Below are 25,713 nucleotides of genomic sequence, written 5' to 3'. Positions count from 1 at the left end.
CGGACGGATCTGCCGGGACACCTTCCCTCACTCCAGGTCGCCCTTGGGCGGATCACCGTCGGGGGTCACGTTGAGGATCTGGGCGCGGGCGGTGACATGGACCTCCCCGCTGCACTCCTTCATGCAGGGATTTGTTTTCCAGAAGGCCTTTTCTGAGGTCTCGCGATCATCGTCGAAGAAATTTGCCTCGTTGGGCAGGTCGACCTTGGAGAAGTTCTCCTTGGAGAGCACGTAGTTTTCGGGAACAAGATCATTGAGGTTCAGCAAATAGGCGACGATGGCATAGGTCTGGTCAGCAGACAGCGTCATGTTGCTGCCGAATGGCATGGCGCGATGGACGTAGTCATAGACCGTGGACGCATAGGGCCAGAAGGAGCCGATGGTCTTCTCCGGCCGCTCGGATTTCAGCGTGCCGCGCCCGCCGGCGAGCACCGGCCAACGTCCCGCGCCTTCGCCGAACTCGCCGTGACAGGTGGCGCAGTTCTGGAGGAACAACTCCTCGCCCTCCTTCACCGAGCCCTTGCCCGGGGGCAGGCCCTCGCCATCGGCGCGCACGTCGATGTTCCAGGCGGCGATCTCCTCTGGCAGCGCGGGGCGGCCGAGGGCGATGGGCGTCTTGCCGGCTGGCGCGCTCGCCCCGGCCGGTGTCAGCACGTTCACCGCCTGCCGGGCCTTGTCCTTCTCGCCTTTGGTCGCGGCTGCCTTGGCCGCCGGCTGGGGGTCGGCCACGGCAATGCCGGTCGCGGCCAGGGCTCCGGCGAGAACGGCGGCGGCGAGGATCTTCTCAGCCGACTTCCACATTTTCCGTCTCCCCGTTGGCGCGCACCAGCCAGGTCTGGATGCCGTTGTTGTGATAGATGGAATTGGTCCCGCGGACGGCGCGCAGCTCCTGCTTGGTGGGCTGGACGTAGCCGGTGTCATCCATGGCGCGCGATTGCACCATCAGCTCCTGCCCGGCCCAGTCGAAGTCGAGATAGAAGCGCGTCATGGACATGGGCATGGCCGGTCCGTCGAGGCGCGCGGTAGTCCAGTTGCGGCCGCCGTCCAGCGACATATCCACCCGGGTGATGGTGCCGCGTCCCGACCAGGCGATGCCGGACAGGACGTTCGGTCCCTTTTGCTTCAGCGGCGCCTGCGGGCTCGGGCTCGTCACCACGGATTTCGCATCCATCACGAAGGTGAAGCGGCGTGAGCGGCCGTCGGCGAGGAGGTCGGTGTATTTCGAGGTCTCCTCGCGCTGTTGCCACGGCTGGTCGCCCACCTTGAGGCGGCGCAGCCACTTGACCCACATGTTGCCTTCCCAGCCCGGCACCACGAGCCGCACCGGATAACCCTGCTCGGGCCGCAACGCCTCGCCGTTCATGGCGAAGGCGACGAGGCAGTCCTTCATGGCCTTCTCAAGCGGAATGGAACGCGTCATCACCGCCGCGTCCGCGCCCTCGGCAAGCACCCATTTGCCCTTGGGATTGACGCCTGCCATGTCGAGCAGCGTCTTCAGCGGCACGCCGGTGTAGAACAGGTTGTGGATCATGCCGTGGGTGAACTGGCAGCCGTTCAGCTGCGCGCCACGCCATTCCATGCCCGAATTGGCCGCGCATTCGAGGAAATAGGCGCGGTTCACCCGGCCCGGCATGCGCTTGATGTCTTCCAGCGTGAAGACGAGGGGCTTGTCCACCATGCCGTGGATCATCAGCCGGTACTTGTCCGGCTCGATCTCCGCCTGGCCGCCATGATGGCGCACGAAGCACAGGCCGTTGGGGGTGATGACGCTGTCGAGGGCGTAGAGCGGGGTGAAGCTGACCGAGCTCTGGGAACTGGCGGTGAGCCAGGTCACCTCCCGGCGCACCACATCCTTCTCGAAGACGGATGGCTTGCCGTAAGGGTTTTCGTTCACTGGCGCGCCGAGGGTCCTCGTCCAGTCGGGCACGGGCACGATATTGGGGTCGGGTGCGCCGGCAGCCGGGGCGGCGAGGGCGGACCGTCCCCCCACGGCGACGGCGGCGCCAGCCCCCACACCGGCGAGGTTGAGGAATCTCCGCCTGGACAGCGACGGCTTCGACAGCGACGGCTTCGCGCCGGGTGCGCGCTCCACCGGGGGCAGACTGGTGTCGGACATGGCGTCCTCCCTAAATATTCTTTTATTCGCATATTTGAATATATACGTTGGAATGCGGCCCGTGCCCTGGCCTCGGACGCCTTGCCGGCCTCACGCCCCGGTCACCTTCACCGAGGCGTTGGGGGCGATTTTCACGGTCTTCGCATCGGTCACGTAGCGTTCCACCAGTTCCCAGACCGGCGGCCCCTCCACATTCTGGGCGATGGAGGCCCAGCCGGCGACCGTATAGGTCTTGTCGGCCTCCAGCGGCTTGCCGGTCTTCAGCAAGGTGAGGTCGGATATGCGCTGTCCCGCACCCTGGGACACATCGATGGCGTAGCCCACGCCGCCGACGCGCACCATGTCGCCCCCGCCCTGGAAGTAGGGGTCGGGGTGGAAGATGTTGTCGGCCACGTCTTCCAGCACCTCCTTCAGCTGCTTGCCGGTCATGGTGGTGCGGTAGCAGGCGGGATAGGTGATGGCGGTGGCGTTGGCGACAGCATCGAAGGTGATGGGATCGCCCGGCAGCAGCGTGCCGCCCCAGCGGAAGCCGGGGGAGAGGGCAATCTCCGCGTCCCGCTCCTTCATGATCGCATCGCAGATCATGTCGTCGAACGTGCCGTTGAAGTTGCCGCGGCGATAGAGAAGGCTGTCGGCGCGGCCGAGCTCGCGGGCGAGATCCTTGGCATAGGGCGCCCGGATGTCGGCGACAAGCTTCGCCATGTCCGGGTCCGGCGCGATCACGTCCGAGAACACCGGAATGAGCTGGAAGCGATATCCGGTGACTTTCCTGTCCTTCACGTCGAGGTCGAGGCGGGACAGGAACTTGCCGTGGGATCCGGTGGCCACCAGCAGGGTCTTGCCCACCTCCACCACGCGCGGCATGGCATCATGGGTATGGGCGGTGAGGATGACGTCGATGCCCGACACGCGGGAGGCCATCTTGCGGTCCACATCGAAGCCGTTGTGGGACAGCACCACCACGGCATCCGCCCCGCCGGCGCGCGCGGCGTCCACCTGCTTCTGCATCTCCTCCTCGCGGATGCCGAATTCCCAATCCGGGATCATCCAGCGCGGGTTGGCGATGGGGGTGCGGGGGAAGGCCTGGCCGATCACCGCGATCTTCGCCCCGCCTTTCTCGAACGTCTTGGCGGCGTCGAACACCGGCTCCTGCCATTCGGTGGAGCGCACGTTCTGGGCGAGGAAGGCGAAGGGCGCCTTCTCCTTGATCTCGGTCACCCGGTCGGCGCCGTAGGTGAACTCCCAGTGGCCGACCATGGCATCCAGGCCGAGGGCGGTGAAGACCTTCACCATGTCCTCGCCCTGCGTCTTCAGCGAGGACCAGGAGCCCTGGAGCCCGTCACCCCCGTCGAGCAGCAGCACCTTGTCGGCCCCACGCTCGGCACGGATGGCCTTCACCAGGGCGGCGATACGGTCCACGCCGCCCATGCGCCCGTAGGTGCGGGCAAGCTGGGTGAAATCCTCGGACGTGAGGGAATAGGCGTCACGCGTGCCGGGCTTCAGCCCGAAGTAGTTCAGGAAGGCGACGTCGGTGAGGTGGGGCGGCACGCCCCGCGCGTCGCCCACGCCGAGATTCGTCGACGGCTCGCGGAAGTAGAGCGGAACCAGCTGGGCGTGGATGTCGGTGACGTGCAGAAGGGTGAATGTGCCGGATTTGCCGAACTTCAGCAGGTCGGCCTGGGTCAGCGACTGCCCGCCGACGGCCTGGGCCAGCCCGGTTCCGGACGCGGCGAGCAGGCCGGCGAGCGCCGTTCCCGCGGACAGAAAATCGCGCCTCGAGATCATGTTGACCGCTTTCTCAAGTCATGGCGAGGCCGTTTGCCGGACCGGTCGGCGGTCCGGCAGCACATCTGCCTCGATCCTCATGGAGAACGACGTTGAAAGCCCGGCCGTCAGGCGACCGTGAGTTTCGCGCTGGCCTTCTGCTCGGCGCCGGCATCATCCTTCCAGGTGAAGGTGAACTCGCCGCTTTCCTTCGCCCTGAAGAAGAAGGACTGGTAGGGATTCGCCGAGATCGACGGAAACCATTCCGCGGTGAAGAAGGGCTTGCCGTTGAAGGCGGCCTGGAAGGTGTTGATGATGTCGCGCGGCACGGTCTTGCCCGCGGCATCCTTGCGCTGGCCGCTCTCCATCTCGTGGGAAATGAGAGTCTTGATCTCGATGATCTCGCCCGCCTTGGCCTGGGCGGGCACGCGCACGCGCGGCTGGGACTTGATGGCCATGGGTTTCCTCCGGTTTCTTTGCGGCGATGCCTGTGGCGTTCGCCTGTTCTGTTCTTGTGCTGTGATTCGTCTTTGGTCCGTCAGCCGCCGCAGCCGCCGATGGTGACCTTCACCTGGGCCTTGGCGGAATAAAGCTGGCCATTGGACATCTCGGCCACGGCGATGACGTTCTGCGTCTGCGCAAGCCGCATGCGGGCGGAGGCGGAAGCCTTCCCGCTCTCGGGGGTGAAGCGATAGGTCAGCACCTGGGGCAGCGGATTGCCATCGGCGAAGACATGGACCGACTTCACGAAATCCGCCTCGGTCATGGGGCTTTCCACGTCGAGGTTGATCGGCACGACCAGCCCGTTCTCGGCGATCTCCGGCAGGTCGAGCTTGATCTTGCCCTCGCCCATGGCCTTGCCCGAGAAGAGCTTTTTGATTTCGTCCGCCACTTGGGCCTCGGTGGCGAGCGCCATGCGCGGGGCCAGGACGGCCGCGAGCGTGGCGAGGCCGGCGAGCTTCAGGGCACGGCGGCGTGTGGGGACAAGGGTGGCGTCGAGATGAAGCGGCATATATTTCCTCCTGGCGCGGCTGGCGCTTGGACGCCTGACCGCAGGTGCTTGTTATTTTTGGCTAATCGCGCGGGTCAACACGCCTCATCATGAGCGCTGCCCGGGATCAATTTCACATATTGTGATATCGAATTTTTTGAATGTAAAGTATCTCCTATCCACGATCGCTCCCATCTATGAGGGACGGGAAGATCGAGGGTGGATCGCCGCTCCTCAAGGGTTTCACAGAAGGCCTGGAGCCGCGGGACGTCGTCGTGGGGAGGATAAATGCGACCCAAAGCCACATTATTCACATGCCTGTGCGCCCTTGCTCTGGCGCTTGCTCCCATCGTCAGCGCATCCGCGCAGGAGGACGCGAGCGAGAAGGAGATCGAGCGCTATCGCGCCATGATCAACGACCCCATGGCCAATCCCGGCTATCTGGCTGTCGATCGCGGCGAGGCGCTCTGGGCCGAGCCGCGCGGCACCCGGAACGTCTCCCTGGAAACGTGCGACCTCGGTCAAGGGCCCGGCAAGCTTGAAGGGGCCTATGCCGCGCTGCCGCGCTACTTCGCCGATGCCGGCAAGGTCATGGATCTTGAGCAGCGCCTGCTGTGGTGCATGGACAAGATTCAGGGCTTCGACATCAAGCCGATCATGGCCAAGCCCTTCTCCGGTCCCGGCCGCGGCTCGGACATGGAGGACCTTGTCGCCTTCATCGCCAACAAGTCGAACGGCATGAAGATCGACATTCCGCTCGCCCATCCGAAGGAAAAGGAAGCCTATGCCATCGGCGAGGCGCTGTTCTTCCGGCGCTCGTCCATCAATGACTTCTCCTGCTCCACCTGTCACGGCGAACCCGGCAAGCGCATCCGCCTGCAGGGCCTGCCGCAGCTCGACAAGCCCGGCAAGGACGCCCAGCTCACCATGGCCTCCTGGCCCACCTATCGCGTCTCCCAGAGCGCGCTGCGCACCATGCAGCACCGGCTGTGGGACTGTTATCGCCAGATGCGCATGCCGGCCCCCGATTATGCCTCGGAAGTCGTCACGGCGCTCACCGTCTTCCTGCAGGCGCAGGCGGCCGGCGGCGAGCTCAACGTGCCGTCCATCAAGCGGTGAGGGAGGAACAGCCATGAAGACAGTCATCATCGCCGCGGCGTTCCTCCTTCCGCAGGTGGCCCTCGCCCAGCAGATTCCCGCCGCTCCGCCGGCGGTGGTGGACAAGGTGGTTCAGGAAAGCTTCACCAAGCTTCCGGACGGGTGGGCCGCGCGGCTCGTTCCCGACGAGACCATGGAGATCTGCTCGGTCACCCGCAATCAACCCTCCGCCACGGCGGCGGAGGCCATCATGGCCCGTGAGGCCAGGACCGTGAAATACCCGCAGGGCAGCGTCCTGGGGGACTGGAAGAAGGGCGCCGAGGTGGCGCAGAACGGCCGCGGCGGCCAGTTTTCCGATCCGCCCGGAACGGTCAGCGGCGGCAATTGCTACGCATGCCACCAGATGGACCCCAAGGAGGTCAGCTACGGCACCCTCGGCCCGAGCCTCGTCAACTATGGCGCGGAGCGGAAATTCTCCGACGTGGATGCAAAGGCGGCCTATGCGAAGGTCTACAATGCGCAGGCGGTGTTCGCCTGCTCCTCCATGCCCCGTTTCGGGCACAATGGCGTCTTGAGCGAGCAGCAGATGAAGGACGTGGTGGCCTATCTGTTCGACCCGCAATCGCCGGTGAACAAGCCGGCCAAATGAGACGCGCGACAGGGGCGCTCCGGCGCCCCTGTCCTCCTGCCGCCACCGCTTCAGCGATCGCCTCAGCCACCTCTTCAGCCGCCCCTTTGACCACCCTTTTATCCCTTGCCCTGCCGGCTGAGCCACGCATCGAAGGGCGCGGTGCCATAGGCGCCCTCGGCCACGTAGCGGAACATGGCGGAGAATTCCCGGCGCGGCAGCAGCCCCGGCATGCGCGCGACTTCCCGCGGCCGTCCCTCCACCTCGGCGAAGAACTGGAAGGTCGGCGTGGCGCGGATGCGCTCGCGCTGGCCGAGCGCCTTCTCGGTGAATCGGGCGCCGTCGAGAAACGTCACCTCCCGCGCGCCGAACAGGTCCAGGTGCACGATGTCGAACGCGTCCCTGATGGGCGCCTCGATGGCGGGATCGGCGAAATAGACCGTGTGCAGCTCCTTGCAATAGATGCACCCGCGCTGGCTCCACTGGATGGCGAAGCTGCGGCCCCGCGCGCGGGCGGCGGAGAAATCCTCGGGCAGGTCGAGGAAGCTGTCGACGTACCAGTCTTCCGTATAGAGGCCGTCGTCGCCGAGGCGCGCCTTGGCGGCCGCGCCGGTCGGGACGAGCGCTGCTGCAAGTCCGGCGGAAGCCTGGAAGAGGCGCCGGCGGCTGAGCGGGGTGGTGTCGGCCATGGAGGTCCTCCCTTGTCCTGAAGTGCGCGCCGACCAGATGGGTCGATCCGGTCGGATCGCGCGTTAGCCGATGGCGCCGAGGCCGGGAGCGGCATCGAGCAGCCATTGCGCGATCTGCGGCATGAACCCCGTCATGAAGGCGATGCCAGTGAGAATGAGCAGGCCGCCGGCGAGCTTCTCGACGAGGTCGAGCCGCCGGCGCGCCGCGCGTGTCCAGGCGAGAAACCGCTCGGTGAACGCCGCCGCGATCAAGAATGGAATGCCGATGCCGGCGGCGTAGAGGGCCAGCAGAAGCATGCCCTTGCCCACCGAGGCCTCCGCCCCCGCCACGATCAGGATCGCCGCCAGAACCGGCCCGACGCAGGGTGACCAGCCGAAGCCGAAGGCCAGCCCCATCAGATAGGGGCCGATCAGACCGGCGGGCCGCGTCATCGGCTCGAGCCGCGCCTGACGGTACAGGAGGGAGATGCGGACGAGCCCGGTCAGATGCAGCCCGAACAGCACCAGCAGCCCACCGGAAAGCAGGGTCAGGATCTCGATATGCTGAATCAGCACCTGCCCGAGAGATGATGCCGTTGCCCCAAGCAGCACGAAGACGGAAGCGAAGCCGAGCACGAACAGGACGGCCGAAACGAGCACCCGGCGACGCGCGGGCGCCACCCCCTCGCCGCCGTCCGCCGCCGTTCCGGCGAGGAAGCCGATATAGGCCGGCACCAGCGGCAGCACGCAGGGCGAGGCGAACGAAAGCAGGCCGGCAAGGAACGCCCCCGCGAGGCTGATATCCACAGCGCTGCTCCTCCCGATCAAGCTCCGCGTCGGTTCGGGGTGCGCGGATTGGTCCTTGCCTACGATATATGCGAATGCGATAATATGTCTCGTGAAAACCACGTCTGGATTGTGAATTCATGCGCTTTTCCGCTCGTCTGGTGCTCGCGGCCGGTCTGCTGGCCATGCCGGCGCTCGCGCCTGGCGCGGCGGCGCGGGAACTCCTGATGTTCGAGCGCAAGGGCTGCACCTATTGCCTGAAGTTCGATCGCGACGTGGCGCCGATCTACGAGAAGACCGAGGAAGGCCGCCGCGCGCCGCTCAAGCGCGTCGATCTTTCGCGGGGTGCGCCCGGCGGCGTGGTTCTCGCGTCGCCGGTGCGCTTCGCGCCCACTTTCGTGCTCGTGGACGAGGGGCGCGAAGTCGGGCGCATTACCGGCTATGCTTCCGACGAAGCGTTCTGGGGGCTGCTGGGCGCGATGACGGACGGGATGGCGGGCGGCCGGCCGTGAGGCTGCGCCGCGGGGAAGAGAAGGCTGGCACATGTCAATCGTTTCCAGGAGACTTGAGGACGAGCTTCGGGAGGGGCCCGAGATCTCACCCGAGCTCGACCGCCTCATGCGCAATGCCCGCAAGGCGAGCGACTTCCTGAAGGCGCTCTCTCACGAGAACCGCCTTCTGCTTCTGTGCCTGCTGGCCGAGGGCGAGCGCTCCGTGACGGAGCTGGAGAACATCCTCTCGCTCCGCCAGCCCACCGTCTCCCAACAGCTCGCCCGCCTGCGCCTGGACGATCTCGTCACTACCCGGCGGGACGGCAAGACCATCTATTACAGCCTGGCCAATGACGACGTGCGCCGCGTGATCTCGGTCATCTACGACATGTATTGCGGAGACCCGCGTTCAAGCGGAGAGTGACCTAAAGTAAATGCGCCGGGCCGGCGACGGGACGCTCGACAAGTCTCGCTCCGGCCATCTCAGGGAGGAAGGCGCGCATGGATGTTTCAAGCCCGTGGTGGACCGCGCTCGCGGGGCTCGCCGTGGGCGGGGTGGTCGGCTTCGCCGTATTCCGCGCCCGCCTATGCACCTTCGGCGCCATGGAGGACGCCATGGTGGGCCATGACTGGCGACGCATGAAGGTGTTCGGCCTCGCCCTCGGCCTCGCGATGCTCGGCACGCAGGCGTTGACCCTCGTCGGCATCCTCGCCCCGGACCGCACCAATTATGTGACGAGCGCCTTGCCCTGGCTCGGCATCCTGACGGGTGGCCTCCTGTTCGGCCTGGGCATGGCGCTGGTGGGCACCTGCGCCTTCGGCTCGCTGGTGCGCCTCGGCTCGGGCGACCTGCGCAGCCTGGTCGTGCTGCTGGTCTTCGGGGCCGTGGCCTACGCCACCCTGCGGGGGATCTTCGCCGGCATCCGTGTGGACGGGCTGGAGCGCTTCGCCCTGCAGTTGCCGGTGGGAACCCAGACGGATCTGCCGTCCATCATGGGGCGGGTCACGGGTCACGATTTCAGGGGCATCCTCACGGCCTGCGCCTGCGTGGGTCTGGTGACACCGGCCCTGGCCGACCGCAGGCTTCGCCGCGCCGGCCGGCTGATGACGGCAGGCGTGCTGCTGGGCCTGGGGGTGGTCGCCGGCTGGCTCGCCACCACGTGGCTGGTGGACGAGTTTGCCCATCCCACCGCGCCGCAGAGCCTCACCTTCGTGTCGCCGGTGGCGCGCGCGCTGTTCGGCGTGCTGTTCGAAGCGTCGAGCCTGGCGGAATTCGGCGCCGGCAGCGTCCTTGGGGTGGCCCTCGGCGCCTTCGCCGCCGCACGCCACGCCGATGAGTTCCGCTGGGAAGCCTTCGACGACCCGCGCGAGATGAAGCGCCACCTGCTCGGCGCGGTGCTCATGGGCGCGGGCGGCATCCTGTGCGGCGGCTGCACCATCGGGCAGGGCCTCACGGCCGGCTCGCTGTTCGCTTTGTCCTGGCCGCTGGCGGTGGCCGGAATGGCGCTTGGCGCGCGGCTCGGCATCGCGCTGCTGATGGAGGGCTCGCTGAGCGGCTTCGTGCGACAGACCGTGGTGGGACGCTTCGGTTTCCACAACAAGCCCTGAGGCTTCGGGGCTGCTCCTAGGCGGCGCCGCGCAACCACACGACCGTTGCCCGCAGCCCATGGCGATCACCGCGGTTTTCCAGCGTGAGCCTGGCTCCGGCGCGGGCGGCCGCCATGGTGGCGATGGTCAGGCCGAGGCCGCTGCCCGAACCGCTCCGGCTGCGTCCCCGGTAGAAGCGGCGCGTCACCAGCGGCAGTTCCTCCTCGGGGATGCCCGGCCCCTCGTCCTCCACGCAGAGGCCTCCGGCGCAGGGGCGCCAGGCGATCGTGCCGCCGCCGGCCATGTGTTCCACTGCATTCTCGTGCAGGTTCCGGAGCAGCAGGTGCAGTGCCTCGCGGTCGCCCTTCAGCTTCAGGGCGTCAAGCGCGTCCTCGAGTACCACCTGCGTTGCGCCGGGCCGGGCGGTCTGCCGCACGATGTCGCGCAGCAGCGCCCCGGCATCGGTCTCGCCCGCGGTGTCGGCGGGCGGGGAGGGCGTGCCCTCGAGCTTGGCGAGCGCCAGCAGCTGCCGCACCAGGCGGGTCGTGCGGTCCACGGAGATGAGGATCTGCCGCAGCGCGCCCTCCCGGGTCGGCGCGTCGTGCGCTGCCAGCGCGATCTGGGCCTGCGTCTTGAGGCCGGCGAGGGGCGTGCGCAACTCGTGCGCCGCGAAGGCGGTCACGTCGCGCTCCTGCCGCCGCGCGGCCTCCACCTTCGCGAACAGGCCGTTGATGGCCTCGAGCAGCGGCCGGATCTCGGCGGGTGCCTCGGCGGGCGCCACCGGGCGCATATCCTCGCCATCGCGGGTGGCGATGTCGCTCGCCACCGCGTGCAACGGCTTCAGCCCCCGGCCGAGGCTGATCCAGATCAGCAGTCCGAGCAGCGGCACGATGAGCACCACCGGCGCGAGCAGCCCCGCCACCAGATCGCGGACCAGCCGGTCGCGCAGCCCGATGCGGTCGCCCACCATCACGCGCACGCCCTTCCCGGGGTCGAGAATGGTATAGACGCGCCACGGCTCGCCATTCACGACGCGCTCGGAAAAGCCTTCGGCCGGGCCGGCCAGCGCCTCGTCCGGCGCGCCGCCCGACTTGGCCACGAGCCGCCCGTCGAGCGACCAGATCTGGCAGGAGAGCTGACGCTCGTATGCCGCCTCGGGCAGGGTCGCGGCCTGAGCCGCGGCGGCGATGTTGCCGCCGGCGACCAGCGAATGGACCATGCGCGCCGCCTCCTGGAGGCGGGTATCGAGCACATGCTCCAGCTCGCTGCGGCTGGAGACATAGATCCAGCCGGTGGCGCACAGCCAGATGGCGCCGGTCGCCGCGAGCAGGATGAGGAACAGCCGGCGCTTGAGGGAGCTCATGCCGGTCCCCTGACGCGATAGCCGAGGCCGCGCACCGTTTCGATGGCCTCCCGGCCGACCTTGGCGCGCAGGTTGTGGATGTGGACTTCCACCGCGTTGCTCTCCACTTCTTCTTGCCAGCCGTAGAGGCGCTCCTCGATCTCCATCCTCGAGCGGATCACGCCGGGACGTTCCATGAGCGCGGAGAGCACGGCGAATTCCCGCCGCGACAGGGCGATGGCCTGTCCGTCCAGCGTCGCGGAGAGGGTGGCGGGATCAAGCACCAGCGCGCCCGCCCGGAGCAGCGGCCCGGCTCGCCCATGACCACGGCGGGCGATGGCGCGCACCCGGGCGGCCAGTTCGTCGAGGTCGAACGGCTTGCCCAGATAGTCGTCTGCGCCGCCGTCGAGGCCGCGCACCCGGTCAGGCGGCTCGTCGAGGGCGGTCAGCAGCAGGACGGGAGTCGCATCGCCACGGGCGCGCAGGGTGGCGAGCACATCGAGGCCTGAGCCGTCGGGCAGCATCACGTCGAGCACCACCGCATCGAACCGGCCGGCCGCGAGGGCGGCGCGCGCGTCGGCGCAGGTGGCCACATCGTCCACTGTCGCCCCAGCCAGGCCGAGGCCCACCTTGAGCCCGTCCATCAGGATCGGATCGTCCTCGACGACCAGTATGCGCATGGGTCCGTTCTCCTCCGCCCTCTCTTCTAGCCCGAGCTTAAGGCCCCCTTAAGGTGGGCGTCCGAGGGAGCCGGTCATGGTCGCGATACCGTTTCCCCGCCGCGCGCTTGTCGCGCTGGCCCTGATCCTGCCGGTGCTCGCCGGCGGAACGTCCGTGGCGGTCGAGGGCCGCATCCTCACGGCCGACGAGGCCTTCCGCGTCTCGGCGGCACGGGAGACGGATGGAACATTGTCACTTACCTGGCGGATCGCGCCGGGCACCTACCTTTACCGCGAGAGCCTGAAGGCTCGGATGGACGGCGTTGCCGTGCCCCTCTCGCTGCCGCCCGGTGAAGAGAAGGACGATCCCAATTTCGGGCCGGTGGAGATCTACCATCAGTCCGTCGGGGTGCGCGCTTCCGGCCAGCCGGCAACGGGCGCGCTGGATCTCTCCTTCCAGGGCTGCGCCGAGCAGGGCATCTGCTATCCCGTCGTGACGCGCCGGGTGGATCTGGCCACGCTGGCCATCGCCGCCGTTCGTCCGCCGCCGGAGGCCGCGGCCGAGCCGACGGCGCAGGGACCAGAGATCGGGCCGGGGACGGCATCCCGGGGGATCGCCGCGCCTGTGGCCGAGCGTGGGTCCGTGCCGAACTCCGCGCCTGTGCCGCCAGCCGCGCCCGTGGTCGCGATGGACGCGCTGTTCAGCGGCCGGCTCGTGCCTCTGCTCGCGGCCTTCTTCGGTCTCGGCCTGCTGCTCGCCTTCACGCCCTGCGTCTTCCCCATGCTGCCGATCCTCTCCGGCATCCTCGCCGGCAGCGGATGCAGGCCCACGCCGGGGCGCGGCCTCGCCCTTTCCGGCGCCTATGGCCTCGCCATGGCCGCGGCCTTCGGCGTGCTCGGCATGGGCGCGGCCTGGACCGGCGCGAACCTTCAGGCGGCGCTCCAGACGTCATGGGCGGTCGGGCTGATGGCCGCCCTGTTCGCCGTGCTGGCGGGCGCCATGCTCGGCCTGTTCGATATTGCCCTTCCGTCCGCCCTGGCGACACGGATGCCGGTGCGCGGCCAGGGCTCGGTGGCGGGCGCGGCAGGGCTCGGCTTCGCCTCGGCGCTGGTGGTGGGGCCGTGCGTGACGCCGCCGCTCGCCGCCGCCATGCTCTACGCGGCCCAGACCGGCGACGCCGCACGCGGTGCCGCTGCGCTGTTCATGCTGGGCCTCGGCATGGCGGCGCCGCTGGTGGTGGTCGGCACGTTCGGAGCGCAGATTCTGCCCCGATCCGGACCCTGGCTCGTCCGGGTGAAGCAGGCCTGCGGCGTGCTGTTCCTTGGCGTTGCCGCCTGGCTGGCGGCACGGGTGCTGCCAGAGCCAGCGGGCCTTGCCCTCTATGGTCTCTTCGCCATCGGCCTCGGCGTATTCGCCGGCGGCCTCGATGCCCTCTCCGCCGAGAGTGGCGCCGGCCGCCGCCTTGGCAAGACCACGGGCCTCGGCGCCGTGGCGTGCGGGCTGCTGCTGATCGTCGGCGCCGCCGGCGGGGCGAGCGATCCGTTCCGGCCGCTCGGCTTCCTCGCGTCGCAGGCCGGGCCTTCCGCCGTGGAGGCCAGGCAGGCGCACATCTCCTCGCCCGCCGCTTTCGAAGGCGCGCTCGCGGCGGCGCGGGACGGCCGCCGCCCCACGCTCGTCGCCTTCACCGCCGCGTGGTGCACCGTGTGCAAGTCCAACGAGGCGGTAATGGCAGAGCCGGCGGTGGAGGCGCGCCTCGCCGGGCTCAACCGCATCGTCGTGGACGTGACCGACTATGGCGACGGCGCGCGCGCACTCATGGGCCGGTACGACGTGATCGGCCCGCCCACCCTGGTCCTGCTCGACGCCGGAGGCCGGGAACTGCCCGGGGCGCGCCACGTGGGGGCGCTCGGCGCCGCCGATCTCGAACGTCTCGCCGTCGCGGCGGGCCTCTGAATTCTCAACGCAAAGGACGCCACATGCGACGCAGGGACTTCATCCGCATCGCCGCGCTCACCCTCCTGCCGCCGGTCGTGGGGCTGGGGCGCGCCAGAGCGGCGCGGGCCGACGGCGTGGACGTGAACGCCATTCTCCGCGATCCCGATGCCCCCACCTTCGGCGATGCGGACGGCGACGTCACCATCGTCGCCTTCCTCGACTACAACTGCCCCTACTGCAAGAAATCCGCGCCGGACCTGAGCCGCGTGGTGAAGGAGGATGGCCACATCCGCCTGGTCTACAAGGACTGGCCCGTGCTGACGGAGGCCTCGGTCTACGGCGCGCAGCTTGCGCTCGCGGCGCAGTACCAGGGCCGATACGAGACGGTCCACGACGCCCTGATGGGCATTCCCGGCCGCCGCATCGACGAGAAGCGGATGCTGGAGGCCGTGGCGGCCTCGGGGGTCGATCTCGATCGGCTGATGGCCGACCTCAAGGCCCACATCACCGATATCGCCGCCCTGCTCAAGCGTAACAACGCCCAGGCCGAATCCCTTGGGCTGAAGGGCACGCCGACCTACCTGGTCGGCCCGCTGCTCGCCTCCACCCTCGACTATGCGAGCTTCAGGCGCGCCGTAGCCGAGGCCCGCCGTCGTCAGGCCGCGGGGGAATGATGCGGCACGTGGATTTTCCTGCCGCTTCCCGGCCCCTTTCCCGGCGCGCGCTGTTCTCCAGCCTCGTCCTGCCGCTGGCGCTTGGCGCCTGCGTGACCACGAAGGAGGAGGTTCCGGTGAAGGCGCCCGGTGTCGCGCCCTCCGATGCCGCGCGCTATGGCGCCCTGACCGACGGCGGCTACAGCATTCCCGGCGTTGATCCGGACGATATCAAGGTCCGCAACGTGCGCCAGCTGGTCAAGGATCCCACTGGTCAGGAGCCGGGCACGCTGGTGGTCGATCCCAAGAACCGCTTCCTCTATCTCGTGCAGGAGAATGGCAGGGCGCTGCGCTATGGGGTGGGCGTCGGCCGCGAGGGGCTCGAATTCTCCGGCACGGCCAATGTCGGCTACAAGCGCGAATGGCCGAGCTGGCGTCCCACGGACGCCATGATCGCCCGGGAGCCCTGCCGCTACAGGCAATGGGCCGGCGGCATGGCCGGTGGCGAGACCAACCCGCTCGGCGCCCGCGCGCTCTACCTGTTCAAGAATGGCAAGGACACGCTTTACCGCATTCACGGCACCAACGAGCCGTGGACCATCGGCGAGGCGGTGTCGTCCGGCTGCATCCGCATGATGAACCAGGACGTGATCGACATTTACCGCCGCGTGCCCGACGGCGCGAAGGTGGTGGTGCTGTCCGGCTGACGGGGGAGGCGGCCAGCCGAGCGAAGCCCGCGCAAGACAGCCCAGGCCAGACAGCCCAAGTCAGCCCGCGCGGCGCCTGAGCGAAGCCCACGCAAGTCAGCCCGCGCGGCGCCTGAGCGAAGCCCACGCAAGCCAGCCCGCGCGGCGCCTGAGCGTTGGCCAAGCAAAACCACCCGCGCACCGCGCGGGCGAAGTCATCGCGAGCCAATACCCTTTCCCTGCCGTCAATCGTCCCGCGACGGGGGGAAATGCGCGAACGCCCGGACCCTGCACGGTCCGGGCGTTCGTTGCTTCAGGCGGTCAGTAGCGGGCGTCGGCCGGCTTCTTGTCCTTGGGCCAGTCGTTGACTTTGCCGGCGAAGTCGGGCCGGGGCATGTGGCTGAAGTATTCGGCCACGTCCACCGCCTCCTGGTCGGTCAGGCCGCCCTGGCCCAGCGGGAAGCCGCCGTGGAAGCCGATGGGCATGTTCCGCTTCACGAAGGCGGCGGCGGTATAGGTGCGCGCCATGCCGGCGCCGATGTTGAAGGATTGGTCCCCCCACAGCGGCGGATAGACGAACGCGCCCTTGGCGTCCTTGATCCCTTCGCCATTGGCCCCGTGGCACACAGCGCACTGCGCGGCATAGACCTTGGCCCCGTTCTCCGTGTCCGGCTTGATCTGCTGGCTGACCTTGCCGACGCCGCGGCCCTCCACCTTGTCCTCGGGCTTCGTCTCCCGCTTCATCCAGTCGAAATAGGCGACCATGGCCTTCATGTCGTCGCCGTCCTTGGCCAGCGGCTTGCCGTTCATCGAGCGCAGGAAGCAGCCGTTGATCCGGTCTTCCAGGGTGATCTCCCGCCCGGCCCGCGGCGCATAGCTCGGGAAGAAGGCGGAAACGCCCACATAGGGAGAACCGTCCGCAACCGTACCGGCGTTGAGGTGGCAGCTGGAGCAGTTCAGCACATTGCCCACATTCTTCGGCAACAGGGTGTGCGTCTCGGTATTGAGCCGCATGCCACGCACCAGCTGGGTGGCGTTCGGCTGCTCCAGCACGTCGGCGATGCGCGGCGTCTCGAAGGGGCGGGTGTCCACCTTGGGGTCGAGGGTGGCGCGGGCGGCCTTCACCTCGGCGGCGGTGACCGGCGCTCCGCCACCGCCCCAGCTCGCGCGGACGAAGGAGAGGATGTCGGCGATCTCGGCATCCCCGAGCCGGGCGAAGCCGGGCATGGTGAAGACGCGGTCATGGGCCTGGGTCTGCGCCGTCGCCCAGCCGGTCAGGGTGATGTGGACGAGGGTGGATGGGTCCTTGGCCGCGACGGTCGGATTGCCCGCCAGCGGGGGGAACACCTTGGCGACGCCCTCGCCGTTCAGGCGGTGGCAGTCGGCGCAGAACTGGGCATAGGCGAGCCCGCCACGGGTGGTGAACATGGCGGCGGGAACGCCCGTGTCCGGCGTCGCAGGACGCGCGGGGCGCGGCTGATCGGACGGCAGGTCATGGAGATAGGTGGCGATGGCGAGGAGGTCGCCGTCGGTGAAGTTCTGGGTGGAGTTGTGGATCACCTCGGTCATGGAGCCCGAGACAGTGCCGAAACGGTTCTGACCGGTCTTCAGCAGTTCCACCGTGTCCGCGACTTCGCCGAGGCCGCGCAGGTTGACTGCGTTCCAATCCTCCACCTTGGAGCCGGACAGGAACTGGTCGCCGCTGCCGCCCTTCTCCGACATGGCGCGTTCCTGAAAGCCGATGCCGCGCGGCGTGTGGCAGGCGCCGCAATGGCCGAGGCCCTGCACCAGATAGGCGCCGCGATTCCACAGCTCGCCCTTGTCGCCCTTGCCCGCATCGGCGACGAAGGGATGGGTCTCGAGGAACATCTCGTTCCAGAAGGCGAGCGTCCAGCGCTGGTTGAACGGAAAGCCGATCTCCGAGGGCTTGTTCGGGCTGTCCACCGGCGCCACGCCCTTCATCAAGTAGACGTAGAGCGCATACATGTCGTCCGGCGTCATCCTGGCGTAGGACGGATACGGCATGGCCGGATACATGTGGGTGCCGTCGGCGGTCACGCCCTTGCGCATGGCGCGGTCGAACGCGCCGAAGCTGTAGCGGCCGATGCCGGTCTTCGGATCGGGGGTGATGTTGGTGGAATAGAGCATGCCGAACGGCGTCTCCAGCCCGCGTCCACCGGCCATGGGGTGGCCGTCCGCCTTGGTGTGGCAGGCGATGCAGTCACCCAACTCGGCGATGTATTTGCCCTGGGCGAGCAGCTCCGGCGCCGCGACCTGCGGCAGCGTGCGGCCGGCATCATCCATGCGCGGTGGGGTGACCACCCACCAGAACACGGCCGCTCCCGCCACCGCGACACCTGCGGCGACCGCCGCCAGCCGCCTCAATCTCGGCCTGCGCCGGATCGAACTCTCGTCGTTCATCGAACGACCTCCTGTCTAACTGGCAGCCTTTGGAGCGCGCGCGAACGCATCTGGAAGACTGCGCCTCCGCATCTTCCAGCGTCCTTCTTGCTGCCGTTCTGGTCGTCCCGCGGGGCAAACCTACCCGAGTGCCAAGACATGGCATTGACGCACCGCAACTGTGGAAATCCGCAAGCCCTGCCCAGTGCCATGGCGGCAGGGGCAGCCGGATCTGCGGCGCACCACCCGATATTATCAATAAAATTATCGATAAATTTGTCCCGCGAATATTGCCACAGTGCGCAACGGTATGAGAGACACGGATGGCGTGGTGCTCGACACCAAGGCGGAGTGCGACATGCCTGCAGCCATTAAAAAGACGGACAAAAAGGGAGGGCAGGCCCGGGAGGCGGCGTCCCTCGAAGCCATCGTGCGGGCCCTCGAGGAAGATATCGTTCTTGGCCGGTTGCATCCGCGGGAGCGCCTCATCGAGGAGGAGTTGCTCGACCGCTTCGGAGCCACCCGCCACACCATCCGGCTTGCGTTGATGGAACTGGACCGCATGGGCCTGGTGGAGCGGATCCCCAACCGGGGCGCCCAGGTGCGCAGCTACTCCATCGCGGAAATCAACCAGCTCTACGCGCTGCGCGAACTCCTGGAGACGGAGGCCGCCCGGCTTATTCCGCTGCCGTTGCCGCAGGCGTATCTGGAGGAAATCGAGGCCATCCAGGTCACCCACGACGCCGCGGTGGCCGCGCTCGATTTCGCCGCCATCTACCGCTCGAATCATGCCTTTCATCACAAGCTTTTCGCCTGTTGCGGCAATGCCTTCCTCATCAATGCCATCGATGCCGCGTCGGATCGGGCCAATGGCATCCGCTTCCTTGCGCTGGCCAGTCCGGTGGAGGTCGAGCGGGTTCGGCGCCAGCATCACGAGATCATCGATTGCCTGAGGACCGGCGACCGTGAGGCCCTGGTGCGCCTGTGCCGTGTTCGCCTGCCCGCGTCGAAGGACATCTATCTGCGCGCCTATGCCTCGATCCTGCCCAGCGGCTCCACGTGACCGGGGGCGGACGCCGCTATGCTGTGCCATGTTCCCCACGCCAATGGTGGATCGCGTGACGGTAGGGCCCTCGCCCGCCCTGTCCGGGGCGGCTGAAGGCGCGTTCCTCGATACCGTGTGGTGTGCCGGGAACACACAGGAAAAGAGCCCGCAGAAGGCTGCGGAACGACCGGTCCGGCAGGGCAGGGAAGGCACGCGTAATGAGCGGTGAACCGGGGACGAAATCCCCCTTCAGGCTGGATGGCAAGGTGGTGCTGGTCACCGGTTGCGGTTCCATCGGGCCTGGCTGGGGCAATGGCAAGGCGATCTCGGTGCTGTTCGCGCGGCAGGGCGCCCGGGTGTTCGGCGTGGACCTCAATCTCGACGCGGCGGACGAGACCCGGGGCATCGTCGAAGGCGAAGGCGGCGAGATGGCGGTGCGCGCTGGCGACGTGACCTCTTCCACCGACACGTCCGCGATGGTGCAGGCCTGTCTCGATCGGTTCGGCCGCATCGACGTGCTGGTGAACAATGTCGGCCGCTCGGAGCCCGGCGACCCGGCCACCATGGATGAAGAGGTCTGGGACGCGCAGCTCGACGTGAACCTGAAGAGTGCTTACCTCATGCTGAAATCCGTCCTGCCGCTCATGGTGGAGCAGGGGGGCGGGTCGGTCGTCAACATCTCGTCCGTGGCCGGCCTGCGCTATGTGGGCAAGCCGCAGGTGGCATATGCCGCCGGGAAGGCCGGGCTGATGCAGATGACCAGGACCACGGCCGTCATCTACGCCCCCAAGGCGGTGCGGCTGAACTGCGTCGTCCCGGGGCTGATCCACACGCCGCTGGTGGCGCGCCTCGCCGACAAGTATGCGGCCGGCCGGTACGAGGAGTTCGTCGCCACCCGCAACGCCCAGGTGCCCATGGGCCGCATGGGCGACGGCTGGGACGTGGCCCATGCGGCGCTGTTCCTGGCCGCCGACGAAAGCCGCTACGTGACCGGAGCGGAGCTTGTCGTGGACGGCGGCCTGACGAGCGCCACCGGCTGAGCCGCCGGCCGGTCCCGCCCGGCACCGGCCTATCGGCCAAGACACCCCCCAACGTTGCGCGCGCATGCGGCGCGACACGAGAGAAGGACGAGGAATGGCCCGTATTTCCTATGGCGATCCCGCCGCGCCAGAGGCGCGTGCGTTGGTGGAGCGCATCGTCGCCGAGCGCGGCAGTCTCCTGCATCTCTACCAGATGCTGATCCACAGCCCGCCAGTGGCGGAGGGCTGGCTCGCCTTTCTCACCGCCATCCGGCACAAGGGCGTGCTCCCAGGCGCCCTGCGCGAGCTGGTGATCATCCGCATCGCCCTGCTCAACAACGCGCCCTACGAGGCGGACCAGCACGTGCCCATCGCCCTGCGCGAAGGCGCCACAAAAGCGCAGGTGGACGCATTGGCCGATTGGCAGGACAGCGCGCTGTTCTCGCCGCGTGAGCGCGCGGTGCTCGGCTATGTGGACGCCATGACCCGCCAGATCCAGGTGCCGCCGGAGGTGTTCGCGGCGGTGCGCGATGTCTGCGATGACCGCGAGCTGGTGGAGCTGACCGCCACCATCGGCGCCTACAACATGGTGTCGCGCTTCCTCGAGGCGCTGGAAATCCATTCGCACGATCCGCGATAGGTGCGCGCAAGCCGAACGCGCTTCGCCGGGCCTGCTGCGGCCGCCTCGGACTTCGGAACTATGATGTCAAAGCAAACTGCCGGTCGGCGCCCCGCGCACCGTCCGGCAGTTCTTCTTGTAGCCTCGGAGGCGCTCCGGATTGCGGGGCGCCTTATTTCTTGAGCAGCGGGCAGGCGCTCTGGCCCGCCGGCCGGAAAGCCTGCTCGGCAGGGATGATCTCGCCGATGGTGAAATAGTCCCAGGGCCCTTGGATTCGGCCGGCGACTTCACCTTGGCCATGCGCACGTCGCGCATCAGGCGGCCATGGTTGCACCCACGACGGACCCCATGCCCCGGGTGTCCGAGAGCGAGCCCGACATGTCGGTGAGCACGCCGATGCGGATGGTCTCCTGCGCCGATGCGCTTCCTGTCCTCCATCGCGCGGGTGAAGGAACTGGTGCGGGTGCTGGGGAACACCCCTTCGGATGGGGCGGCGGAGGCGGTGGGCCGACTGGCCGCCCATCTCATCGTGCTGCGCCGGCTGTCCTCCTCGGTGGCGGGCAGCAGTTTCCTCAACGTGCTCGCCTACACCAGGCTCGCCGCTCCCTCCTTCTCCCTGGGCGGCGGCACCCGGGAGATCCTGCGCGGCATCATCGCGCGAGCCCTTGGGCTGAGGTGAGCCGGCCCCTCCGCGGAGGGGCAACGTTTTTGTCATCGGGATCGCGCAATCCGGGCGCCGCGGCATCGTGCTGCCCGTGTTTCGCCGAAAAGGAGTTCCAGTCCATGCATGTCGGCTTCATAGGGTTGGGAATGATGGGCCTGCCCATGGCGGAGAACCTCGCCCGCGCGCCGGGCATCGCGCTGGTGGCGTTCGATCGCGCATCGAGGGGCCGCAATGTGGTCAGCGAAACCAAGCTCGCCCAGTTCATGATCCCGGGAACCTTCGCCGGTGGTTTCGCCCTGAAGCTTCAGGCCAAGCACCTCTGCATCGTGGCGAGCATGCTGGAGGGGACGCAGCTGGACGCCCCTGAGGTCGCCCTGTGCGCCGGCCTCTGGCGAGAGGCGTCGGCAGTGCTCGGCCGGCCCGCAGGCTGACAATACCGAGATCTACCATTTTCTGGAGTCCCGGCACGACGCCGGAACCCCGAGGGAGGAAGCCCATGCCGTCGATTGAAATCCGCAAGCGCAGCCTCATCGTGGAGACCACCTGGCACGAGGGTGGTCCCGCGGTGAAAGTGCCGCTGAAGCTCGCCGCCGCGAGCGCGGTGATCCGCAACCCCTATGCCGGGCGCTACGAAGAAGACCTGATGCCGTTCATGGCGGCGCTGCGTCCGCTCGGCCATGAGCTCGCGACGGAACTGGCCGACCTGCTCGGCAAGGAGAATGTGGAGGTCTACAGCAAGGCCGCCATCGTCGGCATCAACGGCGAGATGGAGCAAGGCGCGGTATGGCATGAGGCCGGCGGCTGGGCCATGCGCGAGGTGCTCGGCAATCCCAAGGCCATGGTGCCGGCGGTGAAGGCGGTGGCGAGCGCCGGCTACCGGGTGATGGTGCCGGTGCACTACATCCACGCGTCGTATGTGCGCAGCCACTTCAACAGCATCGAGGTGGGCATCCAGGATGCGCCGCGTCCGGACGAAATCCTCTTCACCCTGGTCATGGGCACCGGCGGGCGTGTGCATTCGCGCCTCGGCGGCCTGCTCAAGGAAAATGTGAGCGTCAACGACGGGCAGCGGTGATCCCTCCCGAGACCGCCCATCGGACTGAGGGGGCATCGCCGGCCGGCGATGCCCCCTCCTTTTTCAGTGCGCTCTGATCGGCGCCTGGAGCCCTGTGGTCACAGGCGTTCCACGATCATGGCGATGCCCTGCCCACCGCCGATGCACATGGTGATGAGGCCGTAGCGGCCGCCGCTGCGGCGCAGTTCGTAGATGGTCTTGATGGCGAGGATGGCACCGGTGGCGCCCACCGGATGGCCGAGCGCGATGGCGCCGCCATTGGGGTTCACCTTGGCGGGATCCTCTGTCACCGTCTCGGCGATGGCGTCACCGGACCGGTCCCGGCGTTCATCCTCATGTCGGGGAAAGGGATGCCGACAGCGATCCAGCGCACCCTTGCCAGCGCACCCTTGCGGCGCCGGGCCTGGGCACTGGGGCCGGCATGTGGCGCGGCGATTGGGTCGCAGTCGTCCGTTCCGTGCCCGGCAGCCCGGGGCGGGGTGTTGCAGTCCAATGGGATCACGTCTTCCTCCGTGACACGGGCGGCGTAGGCTCGCCGCTCCGTCGAGCAGTCAGCCTGGTGGCGACACCTTGGTGTCGAAGTCGCGCTTCAGCAGTTCCCAGCCGCGGCGCAGGTCGGCGATGTGTTTGGCGGACCAGGTGCGGGCACCTTCCGCATCACGCCGCTTCAGCGCCGCATAGATCTTCTTGTGTGCTTCGAGCAGGCGGCCGGCAGCCTGGGGCAGGTCCGGCCGGATCAGCTCGAACGCGGGATAGAGCAGCAGCCCGATGGGCTCGCGCGCCAGCAGCAGGGCGCGGTTGCCCGCGCCGGCGCTGATCATGTTGTGGAACTCGAGGTCGAGCTCGCCGGGGGATTCCCCGCGCTGGATCGCGGCGGCGGTCTGCTTGATGTTCTCGCCGAGTGCCTTCAGATCGCCCTCGCTGAGGTTGACGGCGGCAAGCTCGGCCGCCAGCGGCTCCAGCACATTGGCCACATCCCAGAGTTCGCGGAAGGTGACTTCGTGCATCACGAGGTTGCGGGTGTGCCGCTGGGCCAGATCCGTGGTGCTGGGCACGGCCACCAGAAGCCGCTTGCGACTCTCGCGCCGCACCAGCCCCTCGCTCTCCAGCTGCCGGATGCCCTCCCGCACTGTCGATCGATTGACGCCGAAGCGCTCGGCAAGCTCGGTCTCGCTCGGCAAAGCTTCGCCCGGCTTGAGGGCGCCCGACAGGATCCGCCGTTGCAGCTCCAGGGAGACGGCCTGGTAGGCGGGGGGCAGCCTCAGCCTTTCGATGTCCAGCATCTTCTCATCCATCCATGACGCCGATCCGTCGGACTGTCAGCGGATCCGGCCGCCATGTTACGGCAGTTCGGATCAGGCGACAGCCTGCATGATGGGGCAACGCGTTTTTGAAGGCGCCCAGCCGGTCTCGTGTCCAAACCCTTTCCGAGCCCTTCCATAGCGTCCGGCGGGGCGCTGCGCGCGCCGCTCCTGCCCCTCGGGCGAATGGGAAAAATCCATGCTCCGTCCTCCCGACGGTGATCAGCTGAGGCTTTTGCCTTCAATGATTTCAACGGCGCGGCGTGCGAATACCGGAGAGCGCGCGCCGATCACCTGCGCATTGGACGCGGAGGCATTGCCATTGCGCGCCCGGGCGGCGATGCCCACGAAGATCACCGCGTTCCTGACTTGCTCTCCCGGTGCGGCCGCGCCCTCAGCGCTGCATACCCCAGCGCCGGACCGTGTAGCGTTCGATGGTCTGGAAGATGACGCCTTCCACGAACAGGCCCACGAGCATCACGGTCATGAGGCCCGCGAACACCCCTGCGGTTTCCAGCAGGTTGCGGTTCTCGAAGATGAACCAGCCCAGGCCTCCCTGGCCCGCCGAGACGCCGAACACGAGTTCTGCGGCGATCAGCGTGCGCCAGGCGAAGGCCCAGCCGATCTTGAGGCCCGACAGGATGGCGGGGAAGGCGGCGGGAATGAGGATGAGCGCCACGAAGCGCAGCCCCGAAAGGCCGAATGTCTGTCCCGCCATGCGCTGCGTATCGGAGACTGCGAGGAAGCCGGAATGGGCATTCAGCGCCACCGCCCACAGCACCGAGTGAACGATCACGAACACGAGGCTCGGCACCCCGAGGCCGAACCAGAGCAGGGCCAGCGGCAACAGCGCGATGGCCGGCATGGGGTTGAACATGGCGGTCAGGGTGGACAACAGATCGGTGCCGAACCGCGTCGACACCGCGAGGGTGGTGAAGATCGCGGCGATGCCGATACCGATGGCATATCCCATGACGAGGACACGCAGGCTCACCCCCAGCCTCTGGGGGATGACGCCGTTGACCGTATTGTCCCAGAGCGCCCCCAGCGTTTCCGAGAACGAGGGGAACATCAGCGGATTGTCCAGCCACCGGGCATAGATCTCCCACACCACGGCCAGCACCGCGAGGATGAGAAGGCGGCGGACGAGGGTGTGGGCGAACAGCCGCTGCACCAGCGGCAGCGGCGCCTCCACCTGGCCGGTCACGACGGGCGGAAGAGTGGCGTTGACATATTCGGGCCGGACCACCGGCTGCAGCTTGACGGCGCTTTGGGATACGGCGCTTTGGGGTACGGCGCTTTGGGACATGGCGATCTCACTTCCCTTTGTCGGCGCGCTTCAGTGGGCCGGCTGGCCGTCGTCGAACAGCATGTGGTGGATGCGTCCGCACAGGGTCTGGAATTCGGCGCCGCCCTGGTGGGACGCGTCGAAATGGTGAGCGTTGAGTTCCGCCTTCACCTGGCCGGGGTGGGGCGACAGCACGAGGATGCGGTTGCCGATCAGCACCGCCTCTTCAATGGAGTGGGTGACAAAGACGACGGTGAAGCGGATGTCGTCCCAGAGTTCCAACAGTTCCTGCTGCATCTTGCGCCGGGTCAGGGCATCGAGGGCGGCATAGGGCTCGTCCATGAGCAGGATGTCGGGCCGCATGCCCATGGCCCGCGCGATGGCCACCCGCTGCTTCATGCCGCCCGACAGCATGTGCGGATAGGCATCGGAAAACTTGGCGAGGTTCACCTTTCCCAGCACGTCGAGGGCGCGCGCGTCCGCTTCGCTCGTGCCCACGCCGTTGCAGCGCAACGGGAAGGCCACGTTCTGGCGCACCGTCTTCCACGGCATGAGCTGGTCGAATTCCTGGAACACCATCATCCGGTCGGGACCCGGCCGGGTGATCTGTTGGCCCTTGAGCCGTATGGTCCCGCGTACCGGCCGGATGAAGCCGGCGATGGCTTTCAGCAGGGTCGACTTCCCGCAGCCGGACGGCCCGAGCAGCACAAAGCGGTCGGCGGGATAGATGTCGAAGCTCACGTCGGACGTGGCCGTGACGAGATGATCGCGGGTTTTATACTGCAACGTCACGCTGTCTGCCTGAAGCAGGGGCGTGAGCGCGGCAGCGGTGCGCGAAGGTGCTGGCATATGCTTCATGATCCTCCCCTTTCGGCTCGTTCGCCTCTGGCGGGCGGG

The 25,713-nt window shown here is 67.8% G+C and carries 29 protein-coding genes; 14 read left to right on the top strand and 15 right to left on the bottom strand.

Annotated features, from left to right (window positions below):
• Positions 1-27: 27 nt before the first annotated feature.
• The 5 genes from FBQ73_RS10290 to soxY form a co-directional block, all read right to left on the bottom strand.
• On the bottom strand, positions 28-801 hold the full coding sequence (locus FBQ73_RS10290; RefSeq protein ID WP_138399387.1) for a c-type cytochrome: 774 nt from the start codon (positions 799-801) through the stop codon (positions 28-30).
• The gene (gene soxC, locus FBQ73_RS10285) at positions 785-2,116 is read right to left on the bottom strand and encodes a sulfite dehydrogenase (RefSeq protein ID WP_138399386.1); all 1,332 of its coding nucleotides are present in this window, start codon (positions 2,114-2,116) and stop codon (positions 785-787) included. The genes FBQ73_RS10290 and soxC overlap by 17 nt, the downstream gene beginning before the upstream one ends.
• A gap of 90 nt (positions 2,117-2,206) precedes the next feature.
• Positions 2,207-3,901 (bottom strand): thiosulfohydrolase SoxB, encoded by a 1,695-nt coding sequence (gene soxB, locus FBQ73_RS10280; RefSeq protein ID WP_138399385.1) that lies wholly within the window; start codon positions 3,899-3,901, stop codon positions 2,207-2,209.
• A 107-nt stretch (positions 3,902-4,008) separates the two neighbouring features.
• Positions 4,009-4,338: a thiosulfate oxidation carrier complex protein SoxZ gene (soxZ, locus tag FBQ73_RS10275; RefSeq protein WP_138399384.1), complete on the bottom strand. Its 330-nt coding sequence runs from the start codon at positions 4,336-4,338 to the stop codon at positions 4,009-4,011.
• An 80-nt stretch (positions 4,339-4,418) separates the two neighbouring features.
• Positions 4,419-4,892, bottom strand: coding sequence for a thiosulfate oxidation carrier protein SoxY (soxY, locus tag FBQ73_RS10270; protein WP_138399383.1), 474 nt, complete (start codon positions 4,890-4,892; stop codon positions 4,419-4,421).
• 267 nt (positions 4,893-5,159) lie between these two features.
• Between soxY and soxA the strand changes: the two genes are divergently transcribed.
• A complete protein-coding gene (gene soxA / locus FBQ73_RS10265; protein ID WP_138399382.1) occupies positions 5,160-5,990 on the top strand; it encodes a sulfur oxidation c-type cytochrome SoxA in 831 nt (276 codons plus the stop codon).
• A 13-nt stretch (positions 5,991-6,003) separates the two neighbouring features.
• Positions 6,004-6,618, top strand: coding sequence for a sulfur oxidation c-type cytochrome SoxX (gene soxX / locus FBQ73_RS10260; RefSeq protein ID WP_138399381.1), 615 nt, complete (start codon positions 6,004-6,006; stop codon positions 6,616-6,618).
• A gap of 98 nt (positions 6,619-6,716) precedes the next feature.
• Here the strand turns inward: soxX and FBQ73_RS10255 are convergent, their stop codons facing one another.
• On the bottom strand, positions 6,717-7,286 hold the full coding sequence (locus tag FBQ73_RS10255) for a SoxW family protein (protein WP_138399380.1): 570 nt from the start codon (positions 7,284-7,286) through the stop codon (positions 6,717-6,719).
• A gap of 63 nt (positions 7,287-7,349) precedes the next feature.
• Positions 7,350-8,072: a cytochrome c biogenesis CcdA family protein gene (locus FBQ73_RS10250; protein ID WP_246089648.1), complete on the bottom strand. Its 723-nt coding sequence runs from the start codon at positions 8,070-8,072 to the stop codon at positions 7,350-7,352.
• A 119-nt stretch (positions 8,073-8,191) separates the two neighbouring features.
• On the opposite strand from FBQ73_RS10250, the gene FBQ73_RS10245 reads away from it, so the two are divergent.
• The 3 genes from FBQ73_RS10245 to FBQ73_RS10235 all read left to right on the top strand — a co-directional run bounded on the left by FBQ73_RS10245 (position 8,192) and on the right by FBQ73_RS10235 (position 10,150).
• Positions 8,192-8,563: a thioredoxin family protein gene (locus tag FBQ73_RS10245; protein WP_138399379.1), complete on the top strand. Its 372-nt coding sequence runs from the start codon at positions 8,192-8,194 to the stop codon at positions 8,561-8,563.
• Between the two features lie 31 nt (positions 8,564-8,594).
• Positions 8,595-8,966, top strand: a complete 372-nt coding sequence (locus tag FBQ73_RS10240; RefSeq protein WP_138399378.1) for an ArsR/SmtB family transcription factor — start codon at positions 8,595-8,597, stop codon at positions 8,964-8,966.
• A gap of 77 nt (positions 8,967-9,043) precedes the next feature.
• Complete coding sequence (locus FBQ73_RS10235) at positions 9,044-10,150, top strand: YeeE/YedE family protein (protein WP_138399377.1); 1,107 nt, start codon at positions 9,044-9,046, stop codon at positions 10,148-10,150.
• Positions 10,151-10,166: 16 nt separating this feature from the next.
• On the opposite strand, the gene FBQ73_RS10230 is transcribed toward FBQ73_RS10235, so the two are convergent.
• Positions 10,167-11,492, bottom strand: coding sequence for an ATP-binding protein (locus FBQ73_RS10230; protein WP_138399376.1), 1,326 nt, complete (start codon positions 11,490-11,492; stop codon positions 10,167-10,169).
• The gene (locus FBQ73_RS10225; RefSeq protein ID WP_138399375.1) at positions 11,489-12,151 is read right to left on the bottom strand and encodes a response regulator; all 663 of its coding nucleotides are present in this window, start codon (positions 12,149-12,151) and stop codon (positions 11,489-11,491) included. The genes FBQ73_RS10230 and FBQ73_RS10225 overlap by 4 nt, the downstream gene beginning before the upstream one ends.
• 76 nt (positions 12,152-12,227) lie before the next feature.
• Here FBQ73_RS10225 and dsbD point away from each other — a divergent pair, with 76 nt between their 5' ends.
• The 3 genes from dsbD to FBQ73_RS10210 are packed head-to-tail and all read left to right on the top strand — an operon-like array spanning position 12,228 to position 15,426.
• A complete protein-coding gene (gene dsbD, locus FBQ73_RS10220) occupies positions 12,228-14,084 on the top strand; it encodes a protein-disulfide reductase DsbD (protein ID WP_138399374.1) in 1,857 nt (618 codons plus the stop codon).
• Between the two features lie 23 nt (positions 14,085-14,107).
• Positions 14,108-14,740, top strand: coding sequence for a DsbA family protein (locus FBQ73_RS10215; RefSeq protein ID WP_138399373.1), 633 nt, complete (start codon positions 14,108-14,110; stop codon positions 14,738-14,740).
• A complete protein-coding gene (locus FBQ73_RS10210; RefSeq protein ID WP_170218856.1) occupies positions 14,740-15,426 on the top strand; it encodes a L,D-transpeptidase in 687 nt (228 codons plus the stop codon). The genes FBQ73_RS10215 and FBQ73_RS10210 overlap by 1 nt, the downstream gene beginning before the upstream one ends.
• A 300-nt stretch (positions 15,427-15,726) precedes the next feature.
• On the opposite strand, the gene FBQ73_RS10205 is transcribed toward FBQ73_RS10210, so the two are convergent.
• Positions 15,727-17,826, bottom strand: coding sequence for a c-type cytochrome (locus tag FBQ73_RS10205; RefSeq protein ID WP_138399371.1), 2,100 nt, complete (start codon positions 17,824-17,826; stop codon positions 15,727-15,729).
• 310 nt (positions 17,827-18,136) lie between these two features.
• On the opposite strand from FBQ73_RS10205, the gene FBQ73_RS10200 reads away from it, so the two are divergent.
• The 6 genes from FBQ73_RS10200 to FBQ73_RS10175 all read left to right on the top strand — a co-directional run bounded on the left by FBQ73_RS10200 (position 18,137) and on the right by FBQ73_RS10175 (position 22,227).
• The gene (locus tag FBQ73_RS10200; protein WP_246089647.1) at positions 18,137-18,868 is read left to right on the top strand and encodes a GntR family transcriptional regulator; all 732 of its coding nucleotides are present in this window, start codon (positions 18,137-18,139) and stop codon (positions 18,866-18,868) included.
• 200 nt (positions 18,869-19,068) lie between these two features.
• Complete coding sequence (locus FBQ73_RS10195) at positions 19,069-19,890, top strand: SDR family NAD(P)-dependent oxidoreductase (RefSeq protein WP_138399370.1); 822 nt, start codon at positions 19,069-19,071, stop codon at positions 19,888-19,890.
• A gap of 94 nt (positions 19,891-19,984) precedes the next feature.
• The gene (locus FBQ73_RS10190) at positions 19,985-20,509 is read left to right on the top strand and encodes a carboxymuconolactone decarboxylase family protein (RefSeq protein WP_138399369.1); all 525 of its coding nucleotides are present in this window, start codon (positions 19,985-19,987) and stop codon (positions 20,507-20,509) included.
• A 397-nt stretch (positions 20,510-20,906) separates the two neighbouring features.
• Positions 20,907-21,167, top strand: coding sequence for a hypothetical protein (locus tag FBQ73_RS10185; protein ID WP_138399368.1), 261 nt, complete (start codon positions 20,907-20,909; stop codon positions 21,165-21,167).
• Between the two features lie 104 nt (positions 21,168-21,271).
• Positions 21,272-21,583: an NAD-binding protein gene (locus FBQ73_RS10180; RefSeq protein ID WP_138399367.1), complete on the top strand. Its 312-nt coding sequence runs from the start codon at positions 21,272-21,274 to the stop codon at positions 21,581-21,583.
• A 65-nt stretch (positions 21,584-21,648) separates the two neighbouring features.
• The gene (locus FBQ73_RS10175) at positions 21,649-22,227 is read left to right on the top strand and encodes an amino acid synthesis family protein (protein WP_138399366.1); all 579 of its coding nucleotides are present in this window, start codon (positions 21,649-21,651) and stop codon (positions 22,225-22,227) included.
• A gap of 98 nt (positions 22,228-22,325) precedes the next feature.
• On the opposite strand, the gene FBQ73_RS23155 is transcribed toward FBQ73_RS10175, so the two are convergent.
• The 5 genes from FBQ73_RS23155 to FBQ73_RS10155 form a co-directional block, all read right to left on the bottom strand.
• A complete protein-coding gene (locus tag FBQ73_RS23155; protein ID WP_210236756.1) occupies positions 22,326-22,595 on the bottom strand; it encodes a hypothetical protein in 270 nt (89 codons plus the stop codon).
• Between the two features lie 183 nt (positions 22,596-22,778).
• Positions 22,779-23,510 (bottom strand): FadR/GntR family transcriptional regulator, encoded by a 732-nt coding sequence (locus FBQ73_RS10165; protein WP_138399365.1) that lies wholly within the window; start codon positions 23,508-23,510, stop codon positions 22,779-22,781.
• Between the two features lie 240 nt (positions 23,511-23,750).
• Complete coding sequence (locus FBQ73_RS23390; RefSeq protein ID WP_281278802.1) at positions 23,751-23,876, bottom strand: hypothetical protein; 126 nt, start codon at positions 23,874-23,876, stop codon at positions 23,751-23,753.
• 46 nt (positions 23,877-23,922) lie between these two features.
• On the bottom strand, positions 23,923-24,837 hold the full coding sequence (locus tag FBQ73_RS10160; RefSeq protein ID WP_138399364.1) for an ABC transporter permease: 915 nt from the start codon (positions 24,835-24,837) through the stop codon (positions 23,923-23,925).
• A 30-nt stretch (positions 24,838-24,867) separates the two neighbouring features.
• Complete coding sequence (locus FBQ73_RS10155) at positions 24,868-25,674, bottom strand: ABC transporter ATP-binding protein (protein WP_138399363.1); 807 nt, start codon at positions 25,672-25,674, stop codon at positions 24,868-24,870.
• Positions 25,675-25,713 lie beyond the last annotated feature (39 nt).

Source organism: Xanthobacter autotrophicus (assembly GCF_005871085.1).
Lineage (GTDB): Bacteria > Pseudomonadota > Alphaproteobacteria > Rhizobiales > Xanthobacteraceae > Xanthobacter > Xanthobacter autotrophicus.
The sequence above is the reverse complement of the archived record's forward strand: the minus strand, read 5'-3'. Positions and strand labels throughout refer to the sequence as shown.

Bases quoted from the DNA above. Each gene is read 5' to 3' on its own strand.
- FBQ73_RS10290 (WP_138399387.1), bottom strand. From the start codon at position 801: ATGTGGAAGTCGGCTGAGAAGATCCTCGCCGCCGCCGTTCTCGCCGGA.
- soxC (WP_138399386.1), bottom strand. From the start codon at position 2,116: ATGTCCGACACCAGTCTGCCCCCGGTGGAGCGCGCACCCGGCGCGAAG.
- soxB (WP_138399385.1), bottom strand. From the start codon at position 3,901: ATGATCTCGAGGCGCGATTTTCTGTCCGCGGGAACGGCGCTCGCCGGC.
- soxZ (WP_138399384.1), bottom strand. From the start codon at position 4,338: ATGGCCATCAAGTCCCAGCCGCGCGTGCGCGTGCCCGCCCAGGCCAAG.
- soxY (WP_138399383.1), bottom strand. From the start codon at position 4,892: ATGCCGCTTCATCTCGACGCCACCCTTGTCCCCACACGCCGCCGTGCC.
- soxA (WP_138399382.1), top strand. From the start codon at position 5,160: ATGCGACCCAAAGCCACATTATTCACATGCCTGTGCGCCCTTGCTCTG.
- soxX (WP_138399381.1), top strand. From the start codon at position 6,004: ATGAAGACAGTCATCATCGCCGCGGCGTTCCTCCTTCCGCAGGTGGCC.
- FBQ73_RS10255 (WP_138399380.1), bottom strand. From the start codon at position 7,286: ATGGCCGACACCACCCCGCTCAGCCGCCGGCGCCTCTTCCAGGCTTCC.
- FBQ73_RS10245 (WP_138399379.1), top strand. From the start codon at position 8,192: ATGCGCTTTTCCGCTCGTCTGGTGCTCGCGGCCGGTCTGCTGGCCATG.
- FBQ73_RS10240 (WP_138399378.1), top strand. From the start codon at position 8,595: ATGTCAATCGTTTCCAGGAGACTTGAGGACGAGCTTCGGGAGGGGCCC.
- FBQ73_RS10235 (WP_138399377.1), top strand. From the start codon at position 9,044: ATGGATGTTTCAAGCCCGTGGTGGACCGCGCTCGCGGGGCTCGCCGTG.
- FBQ73_RS10230 (WP_138399376.1), bottom strand. From the start codon at position 11,492: ATGAGCTCCCTCAAGCGCCGGCTGTTCCTCATCCTGCTCGCGGCGACC.
- FBQ73_RS10225 (WP_138399375.1), bottom strand. From the start codon at position 12,151: ATGCGCATACTGGTCGTCGAGGACGATCCGATCCTGATGGACGGGCTC.
- dsbD (WP_138399374.1), top strand. From the start codon at position 12,228: ATGGTCGCGATACCGTTTCCCCGCCGCGCGCTTGTCGCGCTGGCCCTG.
- FBQ73_RS10215 (WP_138399373.1), top strand. From the start codon at position 14,108: ATGCGACGCAGGGACTTCATCCGCATCGCCGCGCTCACCCTCCTGCCG.
- FBQ73_RS10210 (WP_170218856.1), top strand. From the start codon at position 14,740: ATGCGGCACGTGGATTTTCCTGCCGCTTCCCGGCCCCTTTCCCGGCGC.
- FBQ73_RS10205 (WP_138399371.1), bottom strand. From the start codon at position 17,826: ATGAACGACGAGAGTTCGATCCGGCGCAGGCCGAGATTGAGGCGGCTG.
- FBQ73_RS10195 (WP_138399370.1), top strand. From the start codon at position 19,069: ATGAGCGGTGAACCGGGGACGAAATCCCCCTTCAGGCTGGATGGCAAG.
- FBQ73_RS10190 (WP_138399369.1), top strand. From the start codon at position 19,985: ATGGCCCGTATTTCCTATGGCGATCCCGCCGCGCCAGAGGCGCGTGCG.
- FBQ73_RS10185 (WP_138399368.1), top strand. From the start codon at position 20,907: ATGCGCTTCCTGTCCTCCATCGCGCGGGTGAAGGAACTGGTGCGGGTG.
- FBQ73_RS10180 (WP_138399367.1), top strand. From the start codon at position 21,272: ATGCATGTCGGCTTCATAGGGTTGGGAATGATGGGCCTGCCCATGGCG.
- FBQ73_RS10175 (WP_138399366.1), top strand. From the start codon at position 21,649: ATGCCGTCGATTGAAATCCGCAAGCGCAGCCTCATCGTGGAGACCACC.
- FBQ73_RS10165 (WP_138399365.1), bottom strand. From the start codon at position 23,510: ATGCTGGACATCGAAAGGCTGAGGCTGCCCCCCGCCTACCAGGCCGTC.
- FBQ73_RS10160 (WP_138399364.1), bottom strand. From the start codon at position 24,837: ATGTCCCAAAGCGCCGTACCCCAAAGCGCCGTATCCCAAAGCGCCGTC.
- FBQ73_RS10155 (WP_138399363.1), bottom strand. From the start codon at position 25,674: ATGAAGCATATGCCAGCACCTTCGCGCACCGCTGCCGCGCTCACGCCC.